Origin of the sequence: Shewanella livingstonensis, assembly GCF_003855395.1 — a bacterium.
In the GTDB taxonomy this organism is placed as follows: domain Bacteria; phylum Pseudomonadota; class Gammaproteobacteria; order Enterobacterales; family Shewanellaceae; genus Shewanella; species Shewanella livingstonensis.
The window spans coordinates 3,175,971-3,201,898 of record NZ_CP034015.1 but is presented as its reverse complement, the minus strand read 5'-3'; the positions used below and the strand labels follow the sequence as shown (position 1 = coordinate 3,201,898).

Below are 25,928 nucleotides of genomic sequence, written 5' to 3'. Positions count from 1 at the left end.
AAAAAGCCATGCTTAGCATGGCTTAATACATTACGGGGCTGGATGAGCCCCTAAATTAGCGTTATTCCCCAGGGCGAGTCATATCAGCTGATGCACTGTTATTCATTGCTACTTTCGGAGCACTGGTTTCAGTTGCTTGTGCTTCATAAGTACGTCCTTGCGGTACCGCTTTCTGTTCGCGAACATCTACCGTAGGCTTAGTCATATCAGATGACACCATAGAACCAAAGCGACTCACTTTTAATGGTGCTTTTGGGGCTGTAGTGACTTCAGTATTTACAGTTTTTTCTGCTGATGTCGTAACTTCCTTTATCACTTCTGGCTTAGTTTGACGCACCATAGCAGCAGGCTTAGCCATTGGAGCTGATGCATTTGCAGTAACTGTTTTTTCTTGTTTACTACTCTCGACAACCACTTTATCAGTGTCAAACAAGACTGTGTCGGCTACTGGTGCTGGTTTAGTTTGCACATCAACAGTCGTTTTAACAACTTCAACAGGCGTCGCATCAGGTACTTTTGCTATCGGTGCTGTTTGCGATGTTTCTTCTTTAGCAATAGGCTTGTCAGCAACAATAATCGCTGGTTCCATATCTGCCTTGATAACTTCTGCATCAATAACGTCAGTCTTTTTGACATCAGTCTTAACGACTTCAACTGCTGGAGTCACTGTTGCTGCACTCGTTTCAGTCACAACCGTCTCAGTAATAGTCGGGGTGACTTGAGTTTGGGTTCTAGCTTGCTCGGCATCTAACTGCTTCTCTAACTCATCATTAGGAGTGAAAACGGCTTGCTGTGTTGCACCCGTTTCATCATCACGACGACGGCGTTGACCCGCTGCGCGTAAGTGACGAGGGCTACGACGGCTACGACGTTGACCTTCACGACCTTCTGCTTCGCTTTCTGATACAGTCTCTTCAGTAACCGCGCTCATTGATTCATCTGTTTGTTTTGCGTCAATGTTAACCGCTACAGTTTCATTGGCGGGATCAACATCAGCTTGAACGGCTTCTGTTTTAACGTCAACATTAACATTGTTAGTAACATCAATTTCAACAGGTGCAGTAACGTTTGTTACTTCAGGTGTTTTTTCGGTTTTTTCTTTACGGCTACGTGGCACTTTGGCTTCTGATGTTTTATCTTCAGAGACCTTAGATGACTCTAGCGCTTTAACTTCAGATAGTGCAACATCATTTGATTGTTCATCACTAACGCTAATATCTGTTATTGGTAATGTTTCATTTTGTTCATTTTCAATACGCACTTTACGACGTAAGTTACGACGTTGACGACGTTCACGAGCAGCTTCTTGTTTTGGAGACTTTTCAGCCACCACTTTAGGCTCTACTACTTTAGCGTCTACTGCTTTGGCTTCATTGACTTGTAATGGTTTATCAACTTTATCCACTCTCGGCTTATTTTTAGCGTTATCATCTTGAACGGTATTTCGACTATTACGTTCATTACGCTTATTCTGAGGACGACCTTCAGTGCTGTCTTTAGATTTGTCATTATCAGTATCATTGCGCTGACGGCGACTATCATTGCGCTTGTCATTACGGTTTGAACTGTCGTTACGAGTGTCATTACGACGAGTGTTACGACGTGGATTTGTTTGAGTGCTTTCTTTCGTTTGCACTGTTGCTTTGGTGTCTTTCACCTCTACTTCACTAGTAGAAAATAGAGCACTGACTGCAGCAACTATTCGAGAGAATAATCCTGGCTGAGTAGATGTTGCCGCTGGTGCTACATTTACCGGTGCTGTTTTCACTAGATCTTCGGCAGCTTTTTGTGGTGCGGTGAAGCCTTTTAATGCTGGCTCTGGAGACGCTGCACGTTCAAGTTTGCGAGGTTCATATAATTTTGCAACAGGTTGTTCAACTCGTTTATAGCTAGATTCGCTGACTTCATCATCACTTTTACGACGCACTACACGGTAATCTGGTGTTTGCATGTGTGCATCTGGAATGATGTACACTTCAACTTGGTGACGCTCTTCTGTAATACGAATCGCTTTACGTTTTTCGTTTAGTAAGAAAGCAGCAACATCAACAGGCACAATCGCTTCAATTTGGGTGGTGTTCTCTTTAATGGCTTCTTCTTCCATTAAACGTAAAATGGATAATGCTAAAGATTCGGTACTACGAATAGTGCCTTGACCATGACAGCGAGGGCATAAATGCGCCGCCGACTCTTCAAGCGATGGGCGCAGGCGCTGACGCGACATTTCCATCAAACCAAAACGAGATATACGGCCTAATTGTACACGTGCACGGTCATGATGAACGGCATCACGTAAACGGTTTTCAACTTCACGTTGATGGCGTACTGGCGTCATGTCGATAAAGTCGATAACCACTAAGCCACCTAAATCTCGAAGGCGTAGTTGACGTGCAATCTCATCAGCAGCTTCAAGATTGGTATTCAGCGCTGTTTCTTCAATATCGCCGCCTTTAGTGGCACGGGCCGAGTTGATATCAATAGACGTTAATGCTTCTGTTGGGTCAATGACAATTGATCCGCCTGAAGGTAAACGCACTTCGCGTTGGAATGCAGACTCAATTTGAGACTCTATTTGGAAGTGAGTAAATAGTGGTACTTCAGAGTCATACAGTTTAACGCGTTCGACAAAGTCGGGACGGACTAGACCAATGTGAAGTTTAGCTTCTTCGAAAATTCGTGGATGATCGATAAGGATTTCACCTACATCGCGACGTAAATAGTCACGAATAGCACGAACAATCACGTTACTTTCTTGATGAATTAAGAATGGGGCTACTTTGCTTTGAGCGGCTTCTTGAATAGCATCCCAATGATGCTGTAGTACTTTTAAGTCCCACTTTAGCTCTGTTGACTCTTTGCCCACACCAGCAGTACGCACAATTAAACCCATGCCATTTGGCACTTCTAACTCAGCCATTGCTTCTTTGAGTTCGGTACGTTCATCACCTTCGATACGACGAGATATACCGCCAGCACGAGGATTATTTGGCATAAGGACCAAATAAGAACCGGCTAAACTAATAAAGGTGGTCAGTGCAGCGCCTTTGTTGCCTCGTTCTTCTTTATCAATCTGAACGATAACTTCTTGGCCTTCTTGCACCACTTCTTTAATGTTTGGACGGCCTTGGAATGAGTAACCTTTAGGAAAGTATTCACGACCAATTTCTTTTAAAGGTAAAAAACCATGACGATCTGCACCGTAATCAACAAATGCAGCTTCAAGTGACGGTTCTACGCGAGTGATTTTACCTTTATAGATATTTGATTTTTTCTGTTCATGACCAGGACTTTCAATGTCTAAATCATACAGTTCTTGCCCATCTACTAGGGCTACGCGCAACTCTTCTGATTGAGTTGCATTAATTAACATACGTTTCATGATGACGTGATTCTTCTAAATGAGGTCATCAAACAACACGATTTTTCTGCATTACGGGCCTGAATTAATCGGTGTAACCTCGCGGTTAGATCCAGGCAATTAGGTGCTCATTACTGTAAAACGCAGTCACTGCGTGTCGCATCCTATTTATGGCTTATTTTCTAATGTTTACAAAAACAAGGAATTCGTTGACTTACAACCAACCCCATAAATTATGGTATTTTAATCCGTTAATGCCCAAGTCGAATCGGTTTGTTTGATAACAAGCTAAAATGTTGTTCGAATTTGGGGCGATTTACCACAGTTAAATTAAAATATTTATTAATTACTTACGGTTTAATTGTATAAACGGGTTTTATCGTTTTTTAATAAATACAATTTGCAAATCAATGATTTGCTACCGGTTAAGTTCATTTTTTTAACTGTTATAATTTCGCATTTGGTGAAAGTTGTGAACACTTTATCCACTGTTTACTCTCAACCTGTGGGCAAATATAGCAACAATCGTTATTTTCAGCAATCAAAAGCCCATATTCTTTCGAGTATTTATTTCAAGCTCCATGTGGCAATAGCCAAGCATTTACAAGATAAGGTACACTATTAGGGTTCCCACTATATGGCGCATCATGAATACTGAAACCACCCCCCAAGTTGAATACGTGACTATCGACGAAGATCATTTTGAACAACGAATCGATAATTTTTTGCTAACTAAATTAAAAGGTGTTCCCAAAAGCATGATCTATCGGATTGTGCGCAAGGGGGAAGTGCGGGTGAATAAAAAACGCATTAAACCTGAGTACAAATTACAAATCGGTGACATTGTTCGCATACCTCCGGTTAGAGTGGCTGAAAAAGACAATCGCAAGGCGCCTTCGCCTAATTTATCTCGAGTGTCACAGCTCGAAGACCGTATTATCCACGAAGACAATCATTTAATTGTATTGAACAAGCCTGCTGGCATTGCGGTACATGGTGGCAGTGGTGTCGATTATGGTGTGATTGAGGGTTTGCGATCATTGCGTCCACAGCAAAAGTTTTTAGAGTTAGTGCATCGCTTAGACAAAGACACTTCTGGTGTGCTGCTTGTGGCTAAAAAACGTAGTGCGTTAAAACATTTGCATGAACAGTTACGCAGTAAAACCATGCAGAAAGATTATTTAGCATTAGTGCGCGGCGAGTGGCAAGCAACCGATAAAGTGGTTAAAGCCCCATTATTGAAAATTACCTTAAAGTCGGGCGAACGTATCGTGCGGGTAAATAAAGAGGGTAAAGAATCGGAAACGCGATATAAGATCATGCAGCGTTACCAAGGGTGTACCTTAGTTAAGGCGAGCCCTGTTACTGGACGAACTCACCAAATTCGAGTGCACTGTCAGTATGCGGGTCATGCTATTGCTTGTGATGATAAATACAGCGAACAGCAATTTGATGACAGCATGCGTGCATTGGGCCTAGATCGTCTATTTTTACATGCAGCTGAACTTAAATTCACTCATCCTGAAAATAATGAAACCATGCAAGTTAAAGCGCCTTTAGACCCTGTTTTACTGAACACACTTGATAAATTAAAAAAAGTATAACTCCCCCGACTGGTTTAAACATGAAAGTAAGGCATGACATTGAACATTCAAGATAAAGCTTATGAACTGGTCATTTTTGATTGGGATGGCACACTAATGGATACTGTCGGTAAAATAGTGTCTTGTATGCAACAAGTTGCACAAGAACTGATGTTACCTATACCTTCAGAGCAGCAAATAAGGGATGTTATTGGGTTATCTTTACCCAAAATTATGCCGATTTTATTTGCCAGTCATCAAAACCATCAGCAAATAATTGATTGTTATCGACGACATCACATTGCGAATAAGCATCCTACGCCTTTGTTTGAGGGGATAGCGTTATTAATTCGCAATCTACATGCTGAGGGATATCTCTTAGCGGTTGCGACAGGAAAGGGCCGAGAAGGCTTAGACAAAATGTTAGTCTCAACTGGCCTTGGAGAGTATTTTCATGCGACGCGTTGTGCCGATGACGCTAAAAGTAAGCCGCATCCTGAGATGCTGCATTCATTATTGAGTCATTTTAATGTTGCGGCCGACAGAGCCATTATGATTGGTGATTCGATTCATGATTTAACCATGGCCAATAATGCCGGTATGGCGAGTATTGGTGTGAGTTATGGTGCTCATAATGAATCGAGATTGAAAGCGCTAAATCCACGTGCTGTTGTCAACAAGGCACTGGAGATACGTGACTATCTTTAATTTTTTTACGATGATTGATACATTACAGCGTCGAGGAGTCGTTTCCGCCGCTGTATTTCATTAGCTTGTATATGCTCTGCTTACCCTCAACGTTTGACATCCTATATTTTAGTTTTGATACCCGCACTAACCATAACTAACCTGAGCTCGGGATAATAAACGCCTTTGAAACAGCCCTTTGTCCTGCTAACTGTGTTGAATCGACTTACAATAGACGCGTCAGTTCGCCTTGTTAGCATAACAAATGACAAGCTTGAAAGTGAGCTTGGTTAACATGCTGATGTTAAATAGCTAAGTTCATCCTTATATACCAAGTTCAGGTTAACTATTATTAGCCATCTCATAACCCTTAGGTTGGAGCTCTAATGTATTAGATTGGGTATTCGTGTTATTTAATGGCGCATTCAGGTACTTGGCTGAGCACATCCACACCGTGTTGTGCGAGTAAACCAATAAGCTTAATTAATGGTAGACCAATTAACGTATTAGGGTCATCACCTTCTAAACGTTCAAACAGAGCAATACCTAATCCTTCACATTTAAAACTTCCAGCACAGTATAAAGGTTGTTCGGTATCGATGTAGTAGCGAATTTGCGCAGCTGATAAATGCTTAAAATAAACTGTAAATGGTTCCACACAAGAAAGCATTTGTTGATTAGTACTATTAAATACCGCAAGACCAGTATAAAAAGTGATTGCTTGACCGGATGCGGCGCTTAATTGAGCCATCGCGTTCTCGACTGTACTTGGTTTACCGATAATCTGACCATTTATCAACGCGACTTGATCTGAACCAATAATTAAATGTGGCTCTGATGTTTGAGCAATTAAGTTCGCACCTGCTAATGCTTTTTGTTCAGCTAAGCGTTTGACTAATGCGACTGCTGTTTCACCTTTTTTAGGGGTTTCATCAATATCAGGGTTAACACAATTAAAAGGTAGCAGTAATTTTTGTAATAATTGCTGACGAAAAGGTGAGGTTGATGCAAGTACAAGATTGAAATTCATTGGCTTTGTTCATTTTTTTTGGCTAATAACAGAATAATCGTCAGTTTACTGTATTCATCTAAGCAAATGGATCATTTTTATCGAGTAATGCTTGTGTGATGGAGTTGGGTTCGGTAAAATTTGCCAACTTTCAAATTCAATGCCGGATTAAAGAGTACCTAAAGTTCATTTTTAGGTGAGGTTACCGTATTTTTACGGAAATTTTCTTTGACTCCAGCGTTTTCAAACTATAATATGCGCGCCTTATGCAAACAGTAAAGATACCGGTTTCAATTGATCCTATACGCGCTGCCTCAAGCGGCCTTCGATATGAAGGTACCATTTTAGGTAAGCAACTAAAGCGATTAAGCGAGTTATGTGCCGGCGACTGTTCCGACGTAGTTGTGTCGTTGGAATGTGGCGTCGATTTACAGGGGATAGTCTACCTTCGCGGGAAGGCTGTGACGGAGCTCACTCTGCTATGTCAACGTTGCATGACACAATTTACTACTGAGGTTACGGTCGACTTTTGTTTTAGTCCTTGTAAGACTGAGGCAGAAATCGATGAGCTCCCGGATGCGTATGACCCAATTGAGTGTAATGAGATTGGTGAAGTACGTCTGCATCAATTGATTGAAGATGAATTGATAGTCGCTATGCCAATCATCCCGATGCACGATGATAATAATTGTAAGTCTGGATCGAAAGATATAGTTGTAGGCGAGATCGAACCCGCTCATGAGGAGCGTCCAAATCCGTTTGCAGTGTTAGAAAAACTGAAGAGCAAGTAATCGTAGGAGACAGGTCCAATGGCTGTACAAAAGAATAAAAAATCACGTTCAAAGCGTGGTATGCGTCGTTCACATGATTCATTGAGCACTGCTCAATTGTCAGTAGACGCTACTAGCGGTGAATTACATCTACGTCACAATGTGACTGCTGATGGTTTTTACCGCGGTAAAAAGGTTATCAACAAATAATTTGTTGCTAATCTAATGAAAAATCTGACGCTTGCGTTAGATGCGATGGGGGGCGATCACGGCCCCCACGTGACAGTGCCTGCAGCCTTGCAGGCATTGAAATTTCACACCTCTTTAAATATCATTTTGGTTGGCGATAAAACCGAAATAGAAAAGTATTTATCTCAAGCTCACTCAGCTGAACTCTCCCGTATTGAAATAATCCATACCACTGAAGTCGTCACAATGTGCGACAGGCCCATTCACGCTTTGCGTTCACGTAAAAATAGCTCGATGAGAATTGCTCTTGAGCTAGTACGAGACGGAAAAGCCGCTGCTTGCGTTAGCGCTGGTAACACAGGTGCATTAATGGCGATGGCTAAGGTGTTATTAAAAACCTTACCAGGTATTGATAGACCTGCACTGGTGTCTTGCTTACCTGCCATGACGGGTAAACCTGTATATTTGCTGGATTTAGGCGCCAATGTATCTTGCGATTCTGAGACGTTATTCCAGTTTGCTATTATGGGATCGGTATTATGTGAAGCAGTCCATAAAAAATCCCGTCCTAAAGTAGCACTATTAAATGTTGGTATTGAAGCGATTAAGGGTAATGATCAAGTTCAACAGGCCGGTCAAATTTTGCAACACACTGATCAAATCAATTATATTGGCTTTGTAGAAGGTGATGAAATTTATACTGGCAATGTGGATGTGATTGTTTGCGACGGATTTGTCGGTAATATCACCCTAAAGACTTCTGAAGGCATTGCAAAGCTATTGGTGCACCAATTAAAACGCGGCTTAAATGACGGTTTTTTTTGTTCGTTTACTCTCCAAACTCATCGCTCCTCGTATACAAGATGTTCTCAGTAAGATGAACCCCGACCACTATAACGGTGCAAGTCTGATAGGATTGCGCGGAATAGTAGTAAAGAGTCATGGTAACGCGGATGAAGCTGCATTTTTACAAGCATTAAATTTAGCAGCAACAGAAGCAAAACGTCGTCTTCCTGAAATGATTAAAGATCGTTTGGAGTCGATTCTTTTAGACATCAATAGCTGATCTCATATATGCATACAAAAATTCTCGGAACAGGTAGTTATCTTCCTGTGCAAGTTCGTAGCAATCAAGACCTCGAAAAAATGGTTGAAACCACTGACCAATGGATTGTTGATCGGACCGGTATTTCTGAGCGGCGCATTGCTGCAACAGATGAATCGGTTTCAACAATGGGTTATCAGGCGGCATTAAAAGCGCTTGAAATGGCAGGGATTGAAGCAAGCGATCTTGATATGATTGTTTGTGGAACCACAAGTGCATCAAATGCATTTCCTGCCGCAGCATGCGAAATCCAAGCCCTATTAGGCGTCAAAAATATTCCTGCTTTTGATATTGCTGCCGCGTGTTCAGGCTTTATTTACGCGTTATCGGTTGCCGATCAATTTGTTAAAACGGGTGCAGCTAAAAAAGTATTGGTTATTGGTTCTGATGTATTGTCACGAATGTGCGATCCATCCGATCGCTCTACCGTTATTTTATTTGGTGATGGTGCGGGCGCTGCAATTATTGGTACAAGCGATACTCCCGGTATCATTGCGACTCACATTTATGCAGATGGCAGCCAAGGGGACTTATTAAAATGCTCTTTCCCTCCTCGCGCTAATGAAAGTTCTGAAGCTGTTGGTTTTATGACCATGAAAGGTAATGATGTGTTTAAGGTTGCGGTAACGCAGCTATCTAATGTCGTTACCGAAACCTTGCGGCTTAATAATGTCGATAAATCAGAAATCGACTGGTTAGTGCCACATCAAGCTAACTTTCGTATCATTAATGCAACGGCTAAAAAACTGCACATGAGTTTAGATAAAGTTATTCTAACATTAGCTCGGCATGGGAATACCTCAGCAGCATCTGTACCAATTGCATTAGATGAAGCTGTCCGCGATGGTCGAATTCAACGCGGACATTTATTACTACTCGAAGCATTTGGCGGTGGTTTTGCTTGGGGCAGTGCTTTAGTTCGTTTTTAATTTTGAAATTTATTTTATACAGGTAAGCGTTTATGGAAAATGTTGCTTTTGTATTTCCTGGCCAAGGTTCGCAGGCTGTAGGAATGTTAGCTGAATTAGCTCAATCTAACGATGTTATCGGAAAAACCTTTACCGAAGCGAGTAATGCGTTAGGTTATGATTTATGGGATCTAGTTGCCAATGGCCCAGCTGAAACCTTAAATGAAACAGATAAAACCCAACCTGCACTGCTCACTGCAAGCGTGGCCATTTGGCGTGCGTATCAAGCAGCTAACAAGCCTATGCCTTCTTTGTTAGCAGGCCACAGCCTTGGTGAATATTCTGCTTTAGTATGCGCGGGTGTGATTGAATTTACCGATGCTGTTAAATTAGTTGAGCTACGCGGGAAATTAATGCAACAAGCTGTACCAGCAGGTTCTGGTGCCATGTTTGCCATTATTGGTCTTGATGATGATGCTATTGCCAAAGCATGTGCAGAGTCTGCTCAAGGGGCTGTCGTTAGCCCGGTTAACTTCAACAGCCCAGGGCAGGTAGTGATAGCGGGTGACAAAACCGCTGTCGAGCGCGCAGCAGCTGCGTGTAAAGCTGCTGGGGCTAAAATGACCGTGGCATTACCTGTAAGTGTGCCGTCGCATTGTGCATTAATGAAACCTGCTGCAGATAAATTAGCTAAAGCGTTAATTGACGTGACTTTTTCTGAGCCTACTATTAACGTAATCAATAATGTTGATGTGGCAACGCCAACCGATGCTCAAGCCATTAAAGATGCATTAGTGCGCCAATTGTATTGTCCGGTGCGTTGGAGCGAGACGGTTGAGTTTATGGCGACACAAGGTGTTACAAATTTAGTTGAATGTGGACCTGGGAAAGTATTAACTGGGTTAACAAAAAGAATTAATAAATCGATATCCGCTCAAGCGGTTAATGATGTTGCTTCATTTGCAGCATTAGTCGAATAAAGGAGTTGATATGAGCTTTAGCATTAATTTAGACGGTAAGATTGCATTAGTTACTGGTGCTAGCCGTGGTATTGGCCGTGCAATTGCGGAATCGTTGGTCCAAGCAGGTGCGATGGTTATTGGCACTGCAACCAGTGAAAAAGGCGCTGCGGCGATTCAAGACTATCTAGGTGACAAAGGCTTTGGGATGGTGTTAAATGTCACTGATAGCCAATCAGTGGCTGATTTATATAGCCAGATCAAAGAAAAAGCCGGTGAAGTTGATATTCTTATTAACAACGCAGGCATTACTCGTGATAATTTATTGATGCGGATGAAAGATGATGAGTGGCAAGATATTATTGACACTAATTTGACATCACTATTTAAATTGTCTAAACCAGTAATGCGATCTATGATGAAAAAACGTTTCGGACGTATTATCAGTATCGGTTCAGTTGTGGGTACAATGGGTAATGCAGGCCAAGTAAATTACTCGGCGGCTAAAGCGGGTTTGATTGGATTTACAAAATCTCTTGCAAGAGAGGTTGCATCTCGTCAAATAACAGTGAATGCTATCGCACCTGGATTTATTCAGACAGATATGACAGATGAGCTGACAGTAGAGCAGCAACAAGCTATTATGTCGCAAGTTCCGATGGAACGATTAGGGCAAGCACAAGAAATTGCCAATGCAGTATTGTTTTTGGCCTCGGATTCAGCCGCTTACATCACAGGCGAAACATTGCATGTGAATGGTGGCATGTACATGGTTTAAGAGCGATAGGTGGGCAACTACCTTCATTTGAGTCAGTGTTAGTGATAATTCAATGTTATTTTTTGTGGTTAGACCACAAAATCTAAGCTTGCATTGTTATCTAATTCGAATAAACTACTCGCAATCTTACGCAAGTGCGTAATTTGAATAGGAAAGAAAACTAATGAGCAACATCGAAGAACGTGTAAAGAAAATCATCATCGAACAACTTGGCGTTAAAGAAGAAGACGTTAAATCAGCTGCTTCTTTTGTAGACGATTTAGGCGCTGATTCTCTAGACACTGTTGAATTGGTTATGGCTCTAGAAGAAGAGTTTGATACCGAGATCCCTGACGAAGAAGCTGAAAAGATCACTACTGTTCAAGCAGCGATCGATTACGTTTCTAAGAATCAGTAATCAAGAATTCACAAAAACAGGCGGCATTTATGCCGCCTGTTTTTGTTTAAAGTATTTGTAAACGCTCGTTCCATTTAATTGCATTAGAACATCCTTCCTTATACTTCTTTAGCTATATCGCAATAATGGCATCGTGGCAGATTTTATTTAAAGGTGAATATCATGTCTAAACGTCGTGTCGTCATCACAGGTCTTGGACTTGTGACTCCTGTGGGTAATGATGTTGAGTCTTCTTGGAACGCCTTATTGGCTGGTAAAAGTGGTATTGCTCCTATTACTAAGTTTGATGCTAGTGAGTATGGCACTCGTTTTAGCGGTTCAGTCAAAGATTTTGATATCGAACAATATCTAACCAAAAAAGATGCCCGTAAAATGGATTTATTTATCCAATACGGTATGGCTGCAGGTATTCAAGCAGTAAAAGATTCTGGCCTAGATATGAGCCAAGAGAACCCAGCTCGTATAGGAACTGCTATTGGTGCTGGAATGGGTGGTATGTGGCTCATTGAGCAAGGTCATTCCGCTTTATTAAATGGTGGGCCACGTAAAGTGTCACCGTTTTTTGTTCCAAGTACCATTATTAATATGATTGCTGGCCATTTGTCGATCATGTATGGCATGACAGGCCCTAATTTTGCTGTTACCACGGCGTGTACTACTGGTGTACATAATATTGGTTTTGCTGCACGTACTATTGCTTATGGTGATGCGGATGTGATGGTTGCCGGTGGTGCTGAAGATGTTACTAGCCCTTTAGGGGTGGCTGGTTTTAGTGCTGCTAAAGCATTATCTACTCGTAATGACAATCCAACAGCAGCAAGTCGCCCTTGGGACAAAGACCGTGATGGCTTTGTTATTGGCGATGGCGCTGGTGTCATTGTGTTGGAAGAGTATGAGCGAGCTAAAGCCCGCGGTGCTAATATTTATGGTGAATTAGTCGGTTTTGGTATGAGTGGTGATGCATTCCACATGACATCACCACCAAGTGATGGTGCAGGCGCTGCGGCTGCAATGGTTAATGCCATTAATGATGCGCAAATTGAAAAAGAGCAAGTGGGATATATTAATGCCCATGGCACATCAACCCATGCCGGTGATAAAGCTGAAGCTGCAGCTGTTAAATCGGTATTTGGCCCCTATGCCTATGAAGTGCTGGTCAGTTCGACTAAATCTATGACCGGACACTTATTAGGTGCTGCAGGTGCGGTAGAAGCGATTTTTACTTTACTTGCGCTGCGCGATCAACATGTACCGCCTACGATAAACTTAGATAATCCGGATGAAGGTTGCGACTTAGATTTTGTTGCCCATACTTCTCGTCGTCATAAATTTGATTATGCTTTATGTAACTCATTCGGCTTTGGTGGTACTAATGGATCACTACTGTTTAAGAAAATGGATTAATGATTATTGAATAAAAAAAAGCGCCGATGGCGCTTTTTTTGTGTCTTTAATGCTTTTTTTGTATTAATACAAAGTGTATCGTTAACTTTCGATACATCCTGCGATGACTTGGAGGCTTTATGGCCGGTAAAGATAGACAGCTTACATTACGTTTTTTGGCTGAACCTGCAGATGTCAATTTTGGCGGTAAGGTACACGGCGGTGCTGTAATGAAATGGATTGATTTGGCCGCCTATGCCGCAGCAGCAGGATGGAGTGGTAAATACTGCATTACGGTATATGCTGGCGGTATTCGATTTGTTAAGCCTATTCATGTGGGGAATATTGTCGAAGTCACGGGCAAAGTTATTTATACCGGTACGACATCTATGCACATCGCTATTGACGTTAAAGCCGGCGATCCTAAAGAGTCGGAACGTCATTTAACCACGCATTGTATTGTGATTATGGTTGCTGTAGACGACGAAGGTCATCCTACTTCTGTTCCTGAATGGATACCAGCCACAGCAGATGATGTTCGCTTACGTGATAGTGCATTGAGATTGATGGATATGCGTAAACGTATCGGTGCCGAAATGGAAGCTCACGTTAAACCTTCAGTTGAATAAATAAGGGGAAATCATGGCCAAGGTAGCATTTATTGGTTTAGGCGTTATGGGGTTCCCGATGGCGGGACATTTGGTTAAGCAGGGTCATGACGTTACTGTTTATAACCGTACCGGGGCGAAAGCGGCCCAGTGGGTTGCACAATATGGCGGTAAGTCGGCTGACACACCTAAAGATGCCGCTCAAGGTCAAGACATTGTGTTTACCTGTGTGGGTAATGATAATGATTTACGCCAGGTTGTGTTAGGTGAGCAAGGTGTAGTGCACGGTATGCATGCCGGCGCCATTTTGGTTGATCACACTACAGCTTCTGCTGATGTTGCACGTGAAATTGCCGCGCACATGCAATCACTTAATATTGCCTTTTTAGATGCGCCGGTTTCTGGTGGCCAAGCTGGTGCCGAAAATGGTGCGTTAACGGTAATGATGGGGGGTGACCAAGCCCATTTTGATACGGTTAAGCCTGTTATAGCTGCTTATAGTCGTTGTGCTGAATTGTTAGGACCTGTTGGTTCGGGACAATTAACTAAAATGGTTAATCAAATCTGTATTGCTGGTGTGGTTCAAGGCTTAGCCGAAGGACTTCATTTTGCTAAAAGTGCTGGCTTAGATGGCTTGAAAGTGATCGACGTTATCAGTCAAGGTGCCGCGCAGAGCTGGCAGATGGAAAACCGTTATAAAACCATGTGGGAAGGTCAATATGATTTTGGCTTTGCTATTGATTGGATGCGCAAAGATTTAGGTATTGCACTTGATGAAGCCCGTCGAAATGGTAGTCATTTACCTGTAGCGGCGTTAGTCGATCAGTTTTATTCTGAAGTACAAGCGATGAAAGGTAACCGCTGGGATACGTCTAGCTTGCTAGCACGCTTAGAAAAGTCTCGCAGTTAATATTAACTAGCCATTGTCGTAAAATATGATTACATCAACATAGCCCCAATATTAGTTGGGGCTTTTTATTAGCAGTAAATTGATTAAACATTAGCCTTTGCTGTATTAGCTTTTTTCTGATGGCAAGTTGACTTGTTGACTAAAAACCATTGAGTTACATGATGTAGCGCACATATTCAAGCAACGAGCACTGCTATCATTACCCAATCTAAATTAATTTTGCTTAAATGACATTGATTAACTATCTTCATACTTACTGGTCAATTTTGGTTGATTTGTAAACTGATAGTTAAACAACCCCATAAGTAAAGTGTCGTGTTGCAGTGTGATGATCCGCGTCAGATTAAAAGAACGCGGGGGTGCACTAAATTGGAGGAATGAATAGTGAACAATAAACTACTAAGCGCATTGTTTGCGGCTGGTTTTGCGGTAATGATGATGTCTTCTGCATCATTTGCTGCTGATGAGACGCTCGCAGAGTTTCACGTTGAAATGGGTGGCTGTGAAAACTGTCACGCCGATGGTGAGCCATCTAAAGATGGCGCATATGAATTTGAACAATGTCAAAGTTGCCATGGCACACTTGCTGAAATGGATGAAAACCATAAGCCGCATGATGGTGTATTGATGTGTGCAGATTGTCATGCACCACATGAAGCTAAAGTAGGCGAAAAGCCAACATGTGATACATGTCACGATGATGGTCGTACTGCAAAATAAGCTATCGTTAATAGACAAAATACCGACATCTTTGTCGGTATTTTTGTTTCTAGATTTCAAACATTTCTCTTGTTAAATTGAAATTAATACCTCTTTGTGAGTAGGTAAATACTATCTATTTCAATAAGATGCGCAATATTAGGGCGCAGCTATGCACTTTTGTTGCGCAAATGTTGATGTAATAAACTTAACTGAATTTCTATTTCTATTGTAAATCAGCATGTTAACTTTTTGGCACGGCTTTCGCAGTCATCTAATCATGAAATTGTTAATGTGAAAGGATAGATGTATGTCAGCAATCCAGTCTAGTTGTGCTTATTGTGGTGTTGGGTGCGGTGTTAGCGTGTCTTCGACTAAAGCTGATTGGATTGATGTCGATGTGGCTGATTTAACATTGATTGGCGATACTAACCATCCTGCTAACCAAGGGCATTTATGTGCTAAAGGCGAGCGATTACTCGACAGTTTAGCCCAACCCAATGTACTGCGTTACCCTACACTTCGTTCTGGTATGCCACTTGATTGGGACAAGGCGAGCACCTTAATTGCTGAAACTTTTGCGCAAACCATTGCAGACCATGGCCCAGATTCGGTGGCACTCTATCTTTCAGGACAATTACTCACCGAAGATTATTATGTTGCCAACAAATTTGCCAAGGGCTTTTTAAAAACCGCCAATATAGATACCAACTCTCGTTTATGTATGTCATCAGCGGTTAGCGCTATGCAGCGCGCTTTTGGTGAAGATGTGGTCCCAGGCTGCTTTGATGACTTAGAACAAGCAGAAGTCATCGTGTTAGTCGGTGCTAATACGGCGTGGACTCATCCGGTGCTTTTTCAACGAATATTAGCGGCTAAAAAAACCAATAATGCCCGTTTAGTGGTGATAGATCCTTTATCAACTGCCACCGCAAAACAAGCTGACATACATTTAGCGATTAAACCGGGCGCCGATTTGGCGTTATTTCATGGTTTACTGGGTTATTTAGCCGATCAAAATTGTGTTGATCACGCTTACATTACGGCACATACCGAGGGTTTCGATTCGGTTGTATCCCAAGCACAAAAATTAAGTAAAAATTTAGCCGAGCTCGCAAATCAAGTGGGAATACCTGTTAGCGAGCTTACTGAGTTTTATCAATTAGTCGCGGGTCATAAAAAAGTACTTACGGCATCTTGTCAGGGCGTTAATCAATCAACCATAGGCACCGATGTGACAAATGCGATGATTAACTGTCATCTTGCATTAGGCCAAATTGGACAGCCAGGAAGTGGTTTCTTTTCGCTAACAGGGCAACCTAATGCGATGGGAGGGCGTGAGGTGGGTGGTTTAGCGACTCAGTTAGCCTGTCATATGGGATTTTCAGACTTAGAACGTCAGTTATTAGCCGATTTCTGGCAAACCGACAGCGTAGCCGAGCAAAAAGGCTTAGCAGCAGTAGAGATGTTTGATGCCCTTGCCGAGGGCAAAATTAAAGCGATTTGGATTATGGGTACCAACCCAGTGGTGTCGTTACCTAATAGTGACAAAATAGCCAAAGCGTTAGCTGATTGCCCTTTTGTAGTGGTATCTGAAATTAGCCCTGATTCAGATACAGCTAAGCTTGCGGACGTGTTATTGCCAGCGCAAGGTTGGTCAGAGAAATGCGGTACCGTCACCAACAGTGAACGCACTATTACCCGCCAACGTGGATTTATTACACCCAAAGGTGAAGCCAAAGCCGATTGGTGGGCGGTCAGTCAAGTGGCACAAAAAATGGGTTTCCATGGATTTTATTTTGATGATAGCGCCAGTATCTTTAATGAATTTGCTACCTTGTCAGCTCGAGTAAAACAACAGTTTCCCAACAAAGTATTTGATTTAACTGGCTTAGCCAGCTTATCAAAAGGGCAGTATGATGCGTTACTGCCAACCCAGTGGCCTATCGCTTCTACTTCGCAGATTGGTCAACAAGGTGAGCGGGTTTTCAGTGATGGCGTGTTTGCTACTGCAAGCGGTAAAGCTGAGTTCGTTGCGCCTTTTATAACACCTTTGTCTGTTAATTCAGCGGAGCTACCATTAACCCATAACACCCTGTTACTCAATAGCGGTCGTAGTCGCGATCAGTGGCATACCATGACTCGTACCGGACATATCGCCAGTTTACGTGCCAGCATTCCTGAGCCAGTTATTCATTTACATTCATCGCAGTTACAAAAGTTCTCTTTAACCGATGGTGGTTTAGTACGCATTCAAGCTGCAGTTAATTCAAACTCAGTAGATTCGACAGCCGCTCATTTTCCGTCAGCATTTACTATGGCTCGCGCCGTTATCGATGACGATATGCCTATTAATATGGCGTCGATGTCAATGCATTGGTCGGCGCAGTTCTCTATGACAAAAGGGGTGAATCAGGCACTAGATGCCCGAGTTGATCCGGTATCAAAACAACCTGGATTTAAGTGTCAACCGGTGACGTTATCGTCTGTTGAGTTAGCACTACAAGGCATGGTATTTGGCCAGCACGATCCATCGGCACAAGGATTACATTGGCAAGTGGCTCAAACCCTTGAAAATGGCTTATGTCATCATATTGGCTTTATGAACGCTGAAGATGGTTTTGCTTATCAAGCAACGCAATACTCACTTAAATGGACATTAACGCTAGGCTGTCAACATTTACATATTCAATGCAATATGGATAAAGGCTTACTGAAAGCATTGAAGTTGTTATCTGACACTAAAGTGGATGTCGCATTAACTCAGATGAATGCGTTTATTGGTAAACCTGTAGATAACCAGCTGATTAAACAATTACACCAACAAATAAAAGCAGGAAATAGCCCATTAGTGTGTGCTTGTACCGCTGTGACCGAAGATCAAATTAGCGAGCAAATGAATGACCAATTTAATGATCAGGTGATGAGTGATGGTATCGCCAACATCAGTTTTGCGCAGGCATTAGATAACACTCAATCATTATTAGGCTGCGGACGTCAATGTGGTAGTTGTCATAGTGAAGTAAAGCAGTGTGCCAAGCAAAGTTGGCAGGAAGCATTATCGTACACAGAAATTGAACATCAACATGCAGTAGAAGAGGACGTTGCCTAATGAATAGCGTAGATGCAATGATAAAAGGTCATCAGCCAATTAACTCTGTAGGTTGTATAACGGATGGATTACCTACAAGCGAACTGCAAGCTGGCCAAGTTGCTATTGTTGGCGCCGGCTGTGGGCAATTGGATTTGATGACCATTAAGGCGGCGCGAATTGTCGCCCAAGCAGATGCGTTAGTCTTTGACAGCCTCGTGAGCAGCGATATTCTAACCTTGGTGACGCCATCTTGTCAGCGCCACTTTGTGGGTAAACGTTGTGGCCAGCCAAGTGTTAAGCAAGATGATATTAATGCGTTATTACTTAAATTGGCACAACAAGGACTAAAAGTCGTGCGTTTAAAAGGCGGAGATCCGCATATTTTCGGCCGCGGCTCTGAAGAAGCACTTTACTTGGCAGAGCAGGGGATCCGTTCGCAGTTTATTGCCGGTGTTACCGCTGCGTTAGGTTGTGCTTCTAGCACGGGTATTCCACTGACTTTTCGTGGAATGGCTCGTAGCGTTACCCTGATTACAGGCACAAAAATGACCGATACCGACAATGCCGCTGCACCCGCACAGTGGCAAGCTTTACTCGCAGCCCAGTCAACGTTAGTTTTTTATATGGGTAAAGAACAAGCGGCTGGCATATCGCTAGGGTTACTCGATACCCAATGTGCCGCTGATTTGCCAGTGGCATTTATTACCAATGGCGGTAGACCAAACCAAATTGTCACTTATGCAACAGTTGATTCTATGGCAGATGCAGCGTTGACTATTAAGGACTCTGGGCCAACATTAATCATTATTGGCGAAGTGGTCACTGTCGGGCAACAGCTTAGCTCTTTACTCGACGATATTGATTTTTCTTCATCATTGCCAGCTGATAAGTATGAGGCTCTATATGCCTAAAATTGGCGAGTTAACCCTGACATCAGCAGATGAGTTTGATTTTCGGTTATTAATAAAAGCCCTGGGTAAGGGTGAGAAAGGCTCGCGGACGTTAACGTTTGCCGAGGCCAGCTTATTGCTTGAAGGTTTTGCTAAAGGAAAAGCAACCCGTGCTCAGATGGCAAGTGCCATGATGTTAATGCGCGTTCGTGGTGAAACGACAGAAGAAGTGGCTGGAATGGTGGCTGGTTTACGCCATACCCTAGACGAAGGTTGGCGTTCATTAGCGGTTGATATTGATTGGCCTGTGTATGCGGGCAAGCGCGAACAGTTGCCTTGGTTATTATTGGTAGCAAAATTATTGGCGAGTCAAGGTGTTCGTGTCATGTTGCATGGCGATAGCCTAGCGTTACCACATCGCCGCCATGTTGAATCTTGCTTAGATACATTGAATATAGCTTGTTGTACTTCACCGCAAAGTGCTAATGCTGCGTTGCTGTCAGATAATATTGTGTATGTACGCGCGGGTGATTTAGCGCCAGTGTTAGATGAGTGTCGTCAATTACATCAAGAATTAGGATTACGCAGTTTAATTCAAACCGCAGCGCGGTGTATTAACCCGGCTAATGCGTCGATCAGTCTGCGCAGTTATTTTCATCCAGGCTTAGATAGTCTGCATCAAAGTATATGCGAGATCTTATTTGCTAAAGGTGAATACCATCGCGGCAGTGTTGCTATTTTTAAAGGTTTACAAGGCGAAACAGAATGTAATCCAAGAGTGTCGACCACGATAACGGTCGTCAACGGACAAGCAGAGCATACTGAGGTATCGAGCTTCTCTATTCCTACGATATTAGACGGTTTTTCTGGTGCAAAGGTAGGTCAGGCTGAGTTGCCTAATGAAATTCTTGCGCTGTTATGGCGCGAAAAACAACCTTATTTGGCAAATGAGCTCACAGCATTAATGTCGCGCACCATGATTGAGCAAGCACTAAGCAGTATTACGGCTACTTTGGCTGCGGTACTGCTATTACTGAGCCGAAAATCAGCTATGACGGGACCCAATAAAACTGCAGTTATTACAGCAGAGCAAGCGGTTGATTTAAGCCTACAATGTTGGGAAAACCGTCTTAGTCCAATAGATAGTCCACTCGAGCAATGGCGAAACAAGGAGTGGTTATGCGCAGTTTAATATTTTGTGATCCGAGTTTTTCCGCCGTACCAGTAGTTGATTGTGATGTTGTGCAGTATCAGGCTTGTTTGGCGGCATTTGGACATGTCACTGTGTTGACTTCTGCAAGCCAAGTTGAGCAACGATTACATCAACAAACATTTGATACTTTATTGGTATTAACCAACACATTAGACAATCAAATCCAAGGGCTAATTCAACGGACATTAACAAGTAAACCTATGGTGATAGTTGTTAATGCTAAAATTTGGCAGCAGACAGCATTAACGAATTTACTTGATTGTGGTCGCATCACTTTTATCCCAGAGATGTTAACCGTTAACCGATTAACCAGCGTGATAAGTTTGGCCCAAGCACGTTTTAATGCTGCCAGTAAAACTTTAGCTGAATTTAAGAAATTGGATGATGAAATCCGCAGTATAAAACTGCTCAGTCAAGCAAAGTTGATTGTTATGCAGCAAGGGTTTGACGAAGCCAAAGCACATCAAATTATTCAACAACAAGCGATGCAAAAAGGCTTGTCGCTGGCACAAATGTCGGCCCAAATTATTGCAGTGACCAGTCCACAAAAAAGTCCGTTGGCAGCAGTGACTTTAGCTGTGAGCAATGATGGTGCGCCTCATGTTGGTGCGGTTATCCCTAATCTGAACACGTTGTCGTTTTAATATAAAGGTTGTTGGGTTTTAATTATTTATAAATCAATTAGTTATATTTTTTTACTTGTTGGCATAGAGCCTGCAGCATCATAATATGATACTGAATGTCGCTAATGGTTTTTACACCATTTATGTTCAAACAGTAAATTTAAAAAATCGGGATAGTAACTGGCAATGGCGCCAACTCTTTAAGCGGAGTTGGCGCCATTTTGTTTTTTACGGTCCGTAGCATGAAGGAGTAGGATATGGCAGTCTCAAAACCCAAATTAGTGGTGGTAGGTAATGGCATGGTTGGTCATCATTTTATTGAGCAATTGTGTAGTTTAAGACTCAATAAAACGTTTGACGTACACGTGTTTGGCGAAGAGCCGCGTCCAGCTTATGACCGAGTGCAGCTGTCAAAATATTTTGAGACCGGTAGCGCGGATCCATTGATGTTAACCAGTGCGCAAGATTATCAAGATTGGGGCATTACGCTTCACTTGAATACACCTATTACGGCAATTGATATAGCCGCCAAAACGGTGACCAGCGCGCAAGGTGACCATTATTCTTATACCCGTTTAGTACTTGCAACGGGATCATTTCCGTTTGTACCACCGATACAGGGTAACGATCGCGCTCAGTGTTTGGTGTATCGCACCATTGAAGATCTTGAGGCCATTCAAGCAGCGTCGCAAAATAGCCAAGTTGGGGTGGTCGTGGGCGGTGGGCTATTAGGCTTAGAAGCCGCCAATGCCATGATGCAGCTTGGGGTAAAAACTCACGTTGTTGAGTTTGCGCCACAATTGATGCCCGTTCAGCTAAATGACAAAGCGGGTGATTTATTGTGTAGTAAAATTGAACAACTCGGTGTGAGTGTTCATACCTCAAAAGCCACCACCGCGATTATCGACGGTGAAACGGCATTACATAGAATGACCTTCAACGATGAGTCTTATCTTGAAACTGACATGATTGTCTTTTCAGCCGGTATTCGCCCACAAGATTCTTTAGCGCGAGTATCAAATATCAGTATTGGTGAACGTGGCGGCATTGAAATTGATGACTACTGCTTAACTTCTGCACCTGATGTTTATGCTATTGGTGAATGTGCATTATGGCAGCAAAAAATATTTGGCTTAGTGGCGCCAGGTTATCAAATGGCCCGTGTTGTGGCTTCCCATATTGCTTCATTAACATCAAATACTGTTTCACAGTCATTTACCGGTGCAGATATGAGCACCAAGCTTAAGTTACTGGGTGTTGATGTGGCGGCTATTGGCGCCAGCCGTGGTTTTGATAATGCCCAATTTGTTGAGTTGTCTGATAACCAAGCGGGGATTTATAAAAAATTATGGTTAGATGAAACCGGTAAATATTTAAAAGGTGCAGTGTTAATTGGTGATAATAGCGATTATAGCCGCTTGCTTGATGCTTATTTATCTCAAGACGAAATCGAAGGGTCCGCGGTTGAGTTATTGCTAGCCGGTGCTGAAAACGAAGCCGATTTAAAAGACACTTCTATTGTGTGTTCTTGTCATCAAGTGACCAAGGGCGACATTGTTGAGTCTGTTATCGATGGCAACCATAAAATATCCGAGATCAAGTCTTGTACTCGGGCAGCATCAGGTTGTGGCGGCTGTGCGCCGTTAGTGCAAAAAATTATTGATCAAGCATTACAGGCTGCTGGGCTTGAATTTAATTCGGGAATTTGTGCCCATTTTGATCATGATAGACAAGCGTTATACCACTTATGCCAAGTTGAAGGCATCAATGATTTTGACACCTTAATGACCCAACATGGCAAACCTTCTGCCAGTGGTCACACATATGGCTGTGAAATGTGTAAACCTGCAGCCGCATCTATCTTTGCCAGCCTACAAAACCATTATGTGCTCAATCAAGACCGCGGTCATGTGCAGCTGCAAGACACCAATGATGCCTATTTAGGTAACATCCAAAAAGACGGAACATATTCTGTTGTGCCGCGGGTTGCTGGTGGTGAAATCACTCCAACTAAACTTATCGCCATGGGCCAAATTGCTCAAGAATATGACCTCTATACCAAGATAACGGGTGGCCAACGCATTGATATGTTTGGTGCAACGCTATCGCAGTTACCCGAAATTTGGCAAAAACTCATTGATGCCGGTTTTGAAACGGGCCATGCCTACGGCAAATCTCTGCGAACGGTTAAGTCTTGTGTTGGCAGTACTTGGTGTCGTTATGGTGTACAAGATGCTGTCGGTTTTGCTATCGATTTAGAAAATCGTTACAAAGGCTTACGCAGTCCGCACAAATTGAAGTTTGCCGTATCAGGTTGTACTCGAGAATGTGCAGAAGCTCAAAGTAAGGATATCGGTATTATCGCAACCGATAAAGGTTGGAACTTGTATGTTGCCGGAAATGGTGGCATGCGCCCCCGTCATGGTGATTTATTTGCCACCGATTTATCCACTGAAGACCTCTATAAGTATATCGATCGTATTTTGATGTTTTACGTTAAAACCGCTGACAAATTACAGCGCACCTCAACTTGGATGGACACTTTAGACGGTGGAGTAGATTACTTAAAATCAGTAGTTATTGATGATGTTCTTGGGATTAATGACACGCTAGAACAACAAATGGACCTTATCGCCGCCACATACCAATGTGAATGGAAAACCAGTCTTGAGCAGCCAGAGTTTTTGGCACGCTTTAATGAATTTGTTAATCCAAATGATGCACCAACAACAGATGCTAATACTTATCAACGTATTAGGGAGCAACGCTTCCCAAATATAAAAGATGCAGGGGCTGGAACCATTGCCATTAAAGATATTACTGATGATATCGAGCAAGCTCAAGTGGAGGAATTAGTATGAGTTGGATAAATGTGTGCAGTGAAGCAAGCATGCCAAAAGGCACAGGAGTAGCGGCTTGGGTAGCGGGACGTGCTGTGGCTATTTTTAACCTAGGTAATGACGGTTTGTTTGCCCTTGATAATATCGATCCTGCTAGTGGTGTGAGTTTATTAGCCAGAGGATTGATTTGTGAAATTGACGGTGAGCTGTGTGTTGCTTCACCACTTTATAAGCAACATTACCGTTTGGTTACGGGGCGTTGTATTGAAAATAATGATTTAGTCGCTAAACCATTCGACATTAAAACTGAGCAAGGCAATGTTTTTGTCTTAGCTCAGTCGTAAAGGAGGCAACATGAGTGCTGAAAAATTTAATCTGTTTTCGTTTCGCGGCAAAATGAAAATAATGCATTTGAGCTGGATGGCCTTTTTTATCACCTTTGTAGTGTGGTTTAACGCTGCTCCGTTAGTCAGCGTGATTGCAGACAGTTTAGGACTAACTAAATCGCAAATTAAAACCTTGTTGATCCTCAATGTGGCATTAACCATTCCCGCACGGATTATTATCGGCATGGTTACTGATAAATATGGTCCAAGGATCACTTATTCAGCATTGATGGGAATTTGTTCTATACCCTGTTTTATGTTCGCAGTGGCCGACACCTTTGAGCAATTAGCCTTGGCGCGTTTTCTGATTGGTTTTATTGGCGCCGGTTTTGTGGTGGGTATTCGTATGGTGAGTGAGTGGTTTCCGGCTAAAGAGCTAGGCACTGCAGAAGGTATTTATGGCGGTTGGGGTAACTTTGGTTCTGCTGCCGCAGCCTTTAGTTTACCGGCTATTGCCCTTGCTTTTGGTGGCCCTGATGGCTGGCGTTATGCCATTGGCATTACCGGTTTAATGAGCTTGTTGTTTGCGTTTGTGTATTACTTTAATGTGACGGATACGCCAAAAGGTTCAACCTACTTTAAGCCGAAAAAAGGTGGCGGTTTAGAAGTCACCAGTAAAAGTGATTTTGTACTACTGATCATTATGAAAGTGCCTATGTATGCGACGTTAGCCTTGCTGGGTTGGAAGTTGTCTCCTGCTGGTGTGAGTATGTTTACTCAAGATGTCACTTACTTGATTTACCTTGGCTTAGTCGTGGTATTTTTGTTTGATTATTATCAAACCTACCAAGTGAACAAACATTTGTTTTCGATTGACGTCCCAGAATTTGAACGTTACGAGTTTAAGCAAGTGGCTGTGTTGAACATATTGTATTTCACTACCTTTGGCTCTGAGCTTGCTGTGGTATCCATGTTGCCGCTATTTTTTGCCGAAACGTTTGAACTGGGCATGGCACAAGCCGGTATGTTGGCCTCAAGTTATGCCTTTATGAACCTAATGTCTCGTCCTGGCGGTGGCTGGTTAAGTGATAAGTTTGGTCGTAAAACGACCTTGCTTATCCTCACTGCTGGTTTGGCTGTCGGTTATTTATCAGTCGCGCAAATTGATTCGTCTTGGTCATTAACCTTAGCGGTAGTCGTTGTCATGGCTTGTTCGTTTTTTGTTCAAGGCGGTGAAGGTGCCGTATTTGCCGCTGTACCTCTCATCAAACGCCGTTTAACGGGCCAAATAGCCGGTATGACAGGGGCTTATGGTAATGTTGGCGCGGTATTTTTCTTGACAGTTTACTCTATCGTATCAACTCAAGTGTTTTTCTATGTGATTGCCGTGAGCGCCGTATTTGGCTTTGTAACATTATTTTTTATGAAAGAACCTAAAGGTCATATTGCAGAAGTAAACGAAAATGGTGAAGTGACATTAATCAGTGTCAGCTAGTGCTCAGCTTATGCTTAACTTGAATAGATAAGTACTCAATCAGGCTGTAATCAAAAGACTTACACATTAAGTAAGTTCAAGATATCACCATCAAAATTCAAATT

21 protein-coding genes and 1 pseudogene are annotated in these 25,928 nt (G+C 42.6%); 20 read left to right on the top strand and 2 right to left on the bottom strand.

Annotation, left to right across the window (positions count from 1 at the left end; all coding sequences use genetic code 11):
- Positions 1–61 precede the first annotated feature (61 nt).
- The gene (gene rne / locus EGC82_RS13830; RefSeq protein ID WP_124731282.1) at positions 62–3,379 is read right to left on the bottom strand and encodes a ribonuclease E; all 3,318 of its coding nucleotides are present in this window, start codon (positions 3,377–3,379) and stop codon (positions 62–64) included.
- A 626-nt stretch (positions 3,380–4,005) separates the two neighbouring features.
- Between rne and rluC the strand changes: the two genes are divergently transcribed.
- Together rluC and EGC82_RS13820 are read left to right on the top strand one after the other, a co-directional pair.
- A complete protein-coding gene (gene rluC, locus EGC82_RS13825; RefSeq protein WP_124731281.1) occupies positions 4,006–4,962 on the top strand; it encodes a 23S rRNA pseudouridine(955/2504/2580) synthase RluC in 957 nt (318 codons plus the stop codon).
- Positions 4,963–4,995: 33 nt separating this feature from the next.
- Positions 4,996–5,649, top strand: coding sequence for an HAD-IIIA family hydrolase (locus EGC82_RS13820; RefSeq protein ID WP_124731280.1), 654 nt, complete (start codon positions 4,996–4,998; stop codon positions 5,647–5,649).
- A 388-nt stretch (positions 5,650–6,037) separates the two neighbouring features.
- On the opposite strand, the gene EGC82_RS13815 is transcribed toward EGC82_RS13820, so the two are convergent.
- Entirely contained in the window at positions 6,038–6,658 is a 621-nt protein-coding gene (locus EGC82_RS13815; RefSeq protein WP_124731279.1) for a Maf family protein, read from the bottom strand.
- A 245-nt stretch (positions 6,659–6,903) separates the two neighbouring features.
- On the opposite strand from EGC82_RS13815, the gene yceD reads away from it, so the two are divergent.
- From yceD to EGC82_RS13725, 18 genes and pseudogenes are all read left to right on the top strand, one after another.
- Positions 6,904–7,428: a 23S rRNA accumulation protein YceD gene (gene yceD / locus EGC82_RS13810; RefSeq protein WP_124731278.1), complete on the top strand. Its 525-nt coding sequence runs from the start codon at positions 6,904–6,906 to the stop codon at positions 7,426–7,428.
- 18 nt (positions 7,429–7,446) lie between these two features.
- Complete coding sequence (gene rpmF / locus EGC82_RS13805; protein WP_124731277.1) at positions 7,447–7,617, top strand: 50S ribosomal protein L32; 171 nt, start codon at positions 7,447–7,449, stop codon at positions 7,615–7,617.
- A 15-nt stretch (positions 7,618–7,632) separates the two neighbouring features.
- Positions 7,633–8,662, top strand: a pseudogene (gene plsX, locus EGC82_RS13800) (phosphate acyltransferase PlsX).
- Positions 8,663–8,670: 8 nt separating this feature from the next.
- Positions 8,671–9,630, top strand: coding sequence for a beta-ketoacyl-ACP synthase III (locus tag EGC82_RS13795; RefSeq protein WP_124731276.1), 960 nt, complete (start codon positions 8,671–8,673; stop codon positions 9,628–9,630).
- Positions 9,631–9,662: 32 nt separating this feature from the next.
- On the top strand, positions 9,663–10,589 hold the full coding sequence (gene fabD / locus EGC82_RS13790) for an ACP S-malonyltransferase (RefSeq protein WP_124731275.1): 927 nt from the start codon (positions 9,663–9,665) through the stop codon (positions 10,587–10,589).
- Positions 10,590–10,599: 10 nt separating this feature from the next.
- Positions 10,600–11,346: a 3-oxoacyl-ACP reductase FabG gene (fabG, locus tag EGC82_RS13785; RefSeq protein ID WP_124731274.1), complete on the top strand. Its 747-nt coding sequence runs from the start codon at positions 10,600–10,602 to the stop codon at positions 11,344–11,346.
- Positions 11,347–11,509: 163 nt separating this feature from the next.
- Entirely contained in the window at positions 11,510–11,743 is a 234-nt protein-coding gene (gene acpP / locus EGC82_RS13780) for an acyl carrier protein (protein WP_011496723.1), read from the top strand.
- Between the two features lie 162 nt (positions 11,744–11,905).
- Positions 11,906–13,147, top strand: a complete 1,242-nt coding sequence (fabF, locus tag EGC82_RS13775; protein WP_124731273.1) for a beta-ketoacyl-ACP synthase II — start codon at positions 11,906–11,908, stop codon at positions 13,145–13,147.
- Between the two features lie 119 nt (positions 13,148–13,266).
- Positions 13,267–13,755 (top strand): acyl-CoA thioesterase, encoded by a 489-nt coding sequence (locus EGC82_RS13770; RefSeq protein WP_011636973.1) that lies wholly within the window; start codon positions 13,267–13,269, stop codon positions 13,753–13,755.
- 13 nt (positions 13,756–13,768) lie between these two features.
- A complete protein-coding gene (locus tag EGC82_RS13765; RefSeq protein WP_124731272.1) occupies positions 13,769–14,644 on the top strand; it encodes an NAD(P)-dependent oxidoreductase in 876 nt (291 codons plus the stop codon).
- Positions 14,645–15,028: 384 nt separating this feature from the next.
- Positions 15,029–15,364, top strand: a complete 336-nt coding sequence (cctA, locus tag EGC82_RS13760) for a tetraheme c-type cytochrome CctA (protein ID WP_124731271.1) — start codon at positions 15,029–15,031, stop codon at positions 15,362–15,364.
- 289 nt (positions 15,365–15,653) lie between these two features.
- Positions 15,654–18,455 (top strand): nitrate reductase, encoded by a 2,802-nt coding sequence (locus EGC82_RS13755; RefSeq protein ID WP_124731270.1) that lies wholly within the window; start codon positions 15,654–15,656, stop codon positions 18,453–18,455.
- Positions 18,455–19,348 carry a uroporphyrinogen-III C-methyltransferase gene (gene cobA, locus EGC82_RS13750; RefSeq protein ID WP_124731269.1) on the top strand — a complete coding sequence of 298 codons (894 nt, stop codon included), beginning with the start codon at positions 18,455–18,457 and terminating at the stop codon, positions 19,346–19,348. Before EGC82_RS13755 ends, cobA begins: the two co-directional genes overlap by 1 nt.
- A complete protein-coding gene (locus tag EGC82_RS13745) occupies positions 19,341–20,519 on the top strand; it encodes a glycosyl transferase (RefSeq protein ID WP_164839140.1) in 1,179 nt (392 codons plus the stop codon). The genes cobA and EGC82_RS13745 overlap by 8 nt, the downstream gene beginning before the upstream one ends.
- On the top strand, positions 20,507–21,184 hold the full coding sequence (locus tag EGC82_RS13740; RefSeq protein WP_164839139.1) for an ANTAR domain-containing response regulator: 678 nt from the start codon (positions 20,507–20,509) through the stop codon (positions 21,182–21,184). The genes EGC82_RS13745 and EGC82_RS13740 overlap by 13 nt, the downstream gene beginning before the upstream one ends.
- A gap of 236 nt (positions 21,185–21,420) precedes the next feature.
- Entirely contained in the window at positions 21,421–24,024 is a 2,604-nt protein-coding gene (nirB, locus tag EGC82_RS13735) for a nitrite reductase large subunit NirB (RefSeq protein ID WP_124731266.1), read from the top strand.
- Positions 24,021–24,347, top strand: coding sequence for a nitrite reductase small subunit NirD (gene nirD, locus EGC82_RS13730; protein ID WP_124731265.1), 327 nt, complete (start codon positions 24,021–24,023; stop codon positions 24,345–24,347). Before nirB ends, nirD begins: the two co-directional genes overlap by 4 nt.
- A 10-nt stretch (positions 24,348–24,357) precedes the next feature.
- Positions 24,358–25,824 (top strand): NarK family nitrate/nitrite MFS transporter, encoded by a 1,467-nt coding sequence (locus EGC82_RS13725; protein WP_124731264.1) that lies wholly within the window; start codon positions 24,358–24,360, stop codon positions 25,822–25,824.
- The last annotated feature ends 104 nt before the right edge of the window (positions 25,825–25,928 follow it).

Bases quoted from the DNA above. Each gene is read 5' to 3' on its own strand.
- rne (WP_124731282.1), bottom strand. From the start codon at position 3,379: ATGAAACGTATGTTAATTAATGCAACTCAATCAGAAGAGTTGCGCGTA.
- rluC (WP_124731281.1), top strand. From the start codon at position 4,006: ATGAATACTGAAACCACCCCCCAAGTTGAATACGTGACTATCGACGAA.
- EGC82_RS13820 (WP_124731280.1), top strand. From the start codon at position 4,996: ATGACATTGAACATTCAAGATAAAGCTTATGAACTGGTCATTTTTGAT.
- EGC82_RS13815 (WP_124731279.1), bottom strand. From the start codon at position 6,658: ATGAATTTCAATCTTGTACTTGCATCAACCTCACCTTTTCGTCAGCAA.
- yceD (WP_124731278.1), top strand. From the start codon at position 6,904: ATGCAAACAGTAAAGATACCGGTTTCAATTGATCCTATACGCGCTGCC.
- rpmF (WP_124731277.1), top strand. From the start codon at position 7,447: ATGGCTGTACAAAAGAATAAAAAATCACGTTCAAAGCGTGGTATGCGT.
- EGC82_RS13795 (WP_124731276.1), top strand. From the start codon at position 8,671: ATGCATACAAAAATTCTCGGAACAGGTAGTTATCTTCCTGTGCAAGTT.
- fabD (WP_124731275.1), top strand. From the start codon at position 9,663: ATGGAAAATGTTGCTTTTGTATTTCCTGGCCAAGGTTCGCAGGCTGTA.
- fabG (WP_124731274.1), top strand. From the start codon at position 10,600: ATGAGCTTTAGCATTAATTTAGACGGTAAGATTGCATTAGTTACTGGT.
- acpP (WP_011496723.1), top strand. From the start codon at position 11,510: ATGAGCAACATCGAAGAACGTGTAAAGAAAATCATCATCGAACAACTT.
- fabF (WP_124731273.1), top strand. From the start codon at position 11,906: ATGTCTAAACGTCGTGTCGTCATCACAGGTCTTGGACTTGTGACTCCT.
- EGC82_RS13770 (WP_011636973.1), top strand. From the start codon at position 13,267: ATGGCCGGTAAAGATAGACAGCTTACATTACGTTTTTTGGCTGAACCT.
- EGC82_RS13765 (WP_124731272.1), top strand. From the start codon at position 13,769: ATGGCCAAGGTAGCATTTATTGGTTTAGGCGTTATGGGGTTCCCGATG.
- EGC82_RS13755 (WP_124731270.1), top strand. From the start codon at position 15,654: ATGTCAGCAATCCAGTCTAGTTGTGCTTATTGTGGTGTTGGGTGCGGT.
- cobA (WP_124731269.1), top strand. From the start codon at position 18,455: ATGAATAGCGTAGATGCAATGATAAAAGGTCATCAGCCAATTAACTCT.
- EGC82_RS13745 (WP_164839140.1), top strand. From the start codon at position 19,341: ATGCCTAAAATTGGCGAGTTAACCCTGACATCAGCAGATGAGTTTGAT.
- EGC82_RS13740 (WP_164839139.1), top strand. From the start codon at position 20,507: ATGCGCAGTTTAATATTTTGTGATCCGAGTTTTTCCGCCGTACCAGTA.
- nirB (WP_124731266.1), top strand. From the start codon at position 21,421: ATGGCAGTCTCAAAACCCAAATTAGTGGTGGTAGGTAATGGCATGGTT.
- nirD (WP_124731265.1), top strand. From the start codon at position 24,021: ATGAGTTGGATAAATGTGTGCAGTGAAGCAAGCATGCCAAAAGGCACA.
- EGC82_RS13725 (WP_124731264.1), top strand. From the start codon at position 24,358: ATGAGTGCTGAAAAATTTAATCTGTTTTCGTTTCGCGGCAAAATGAAA.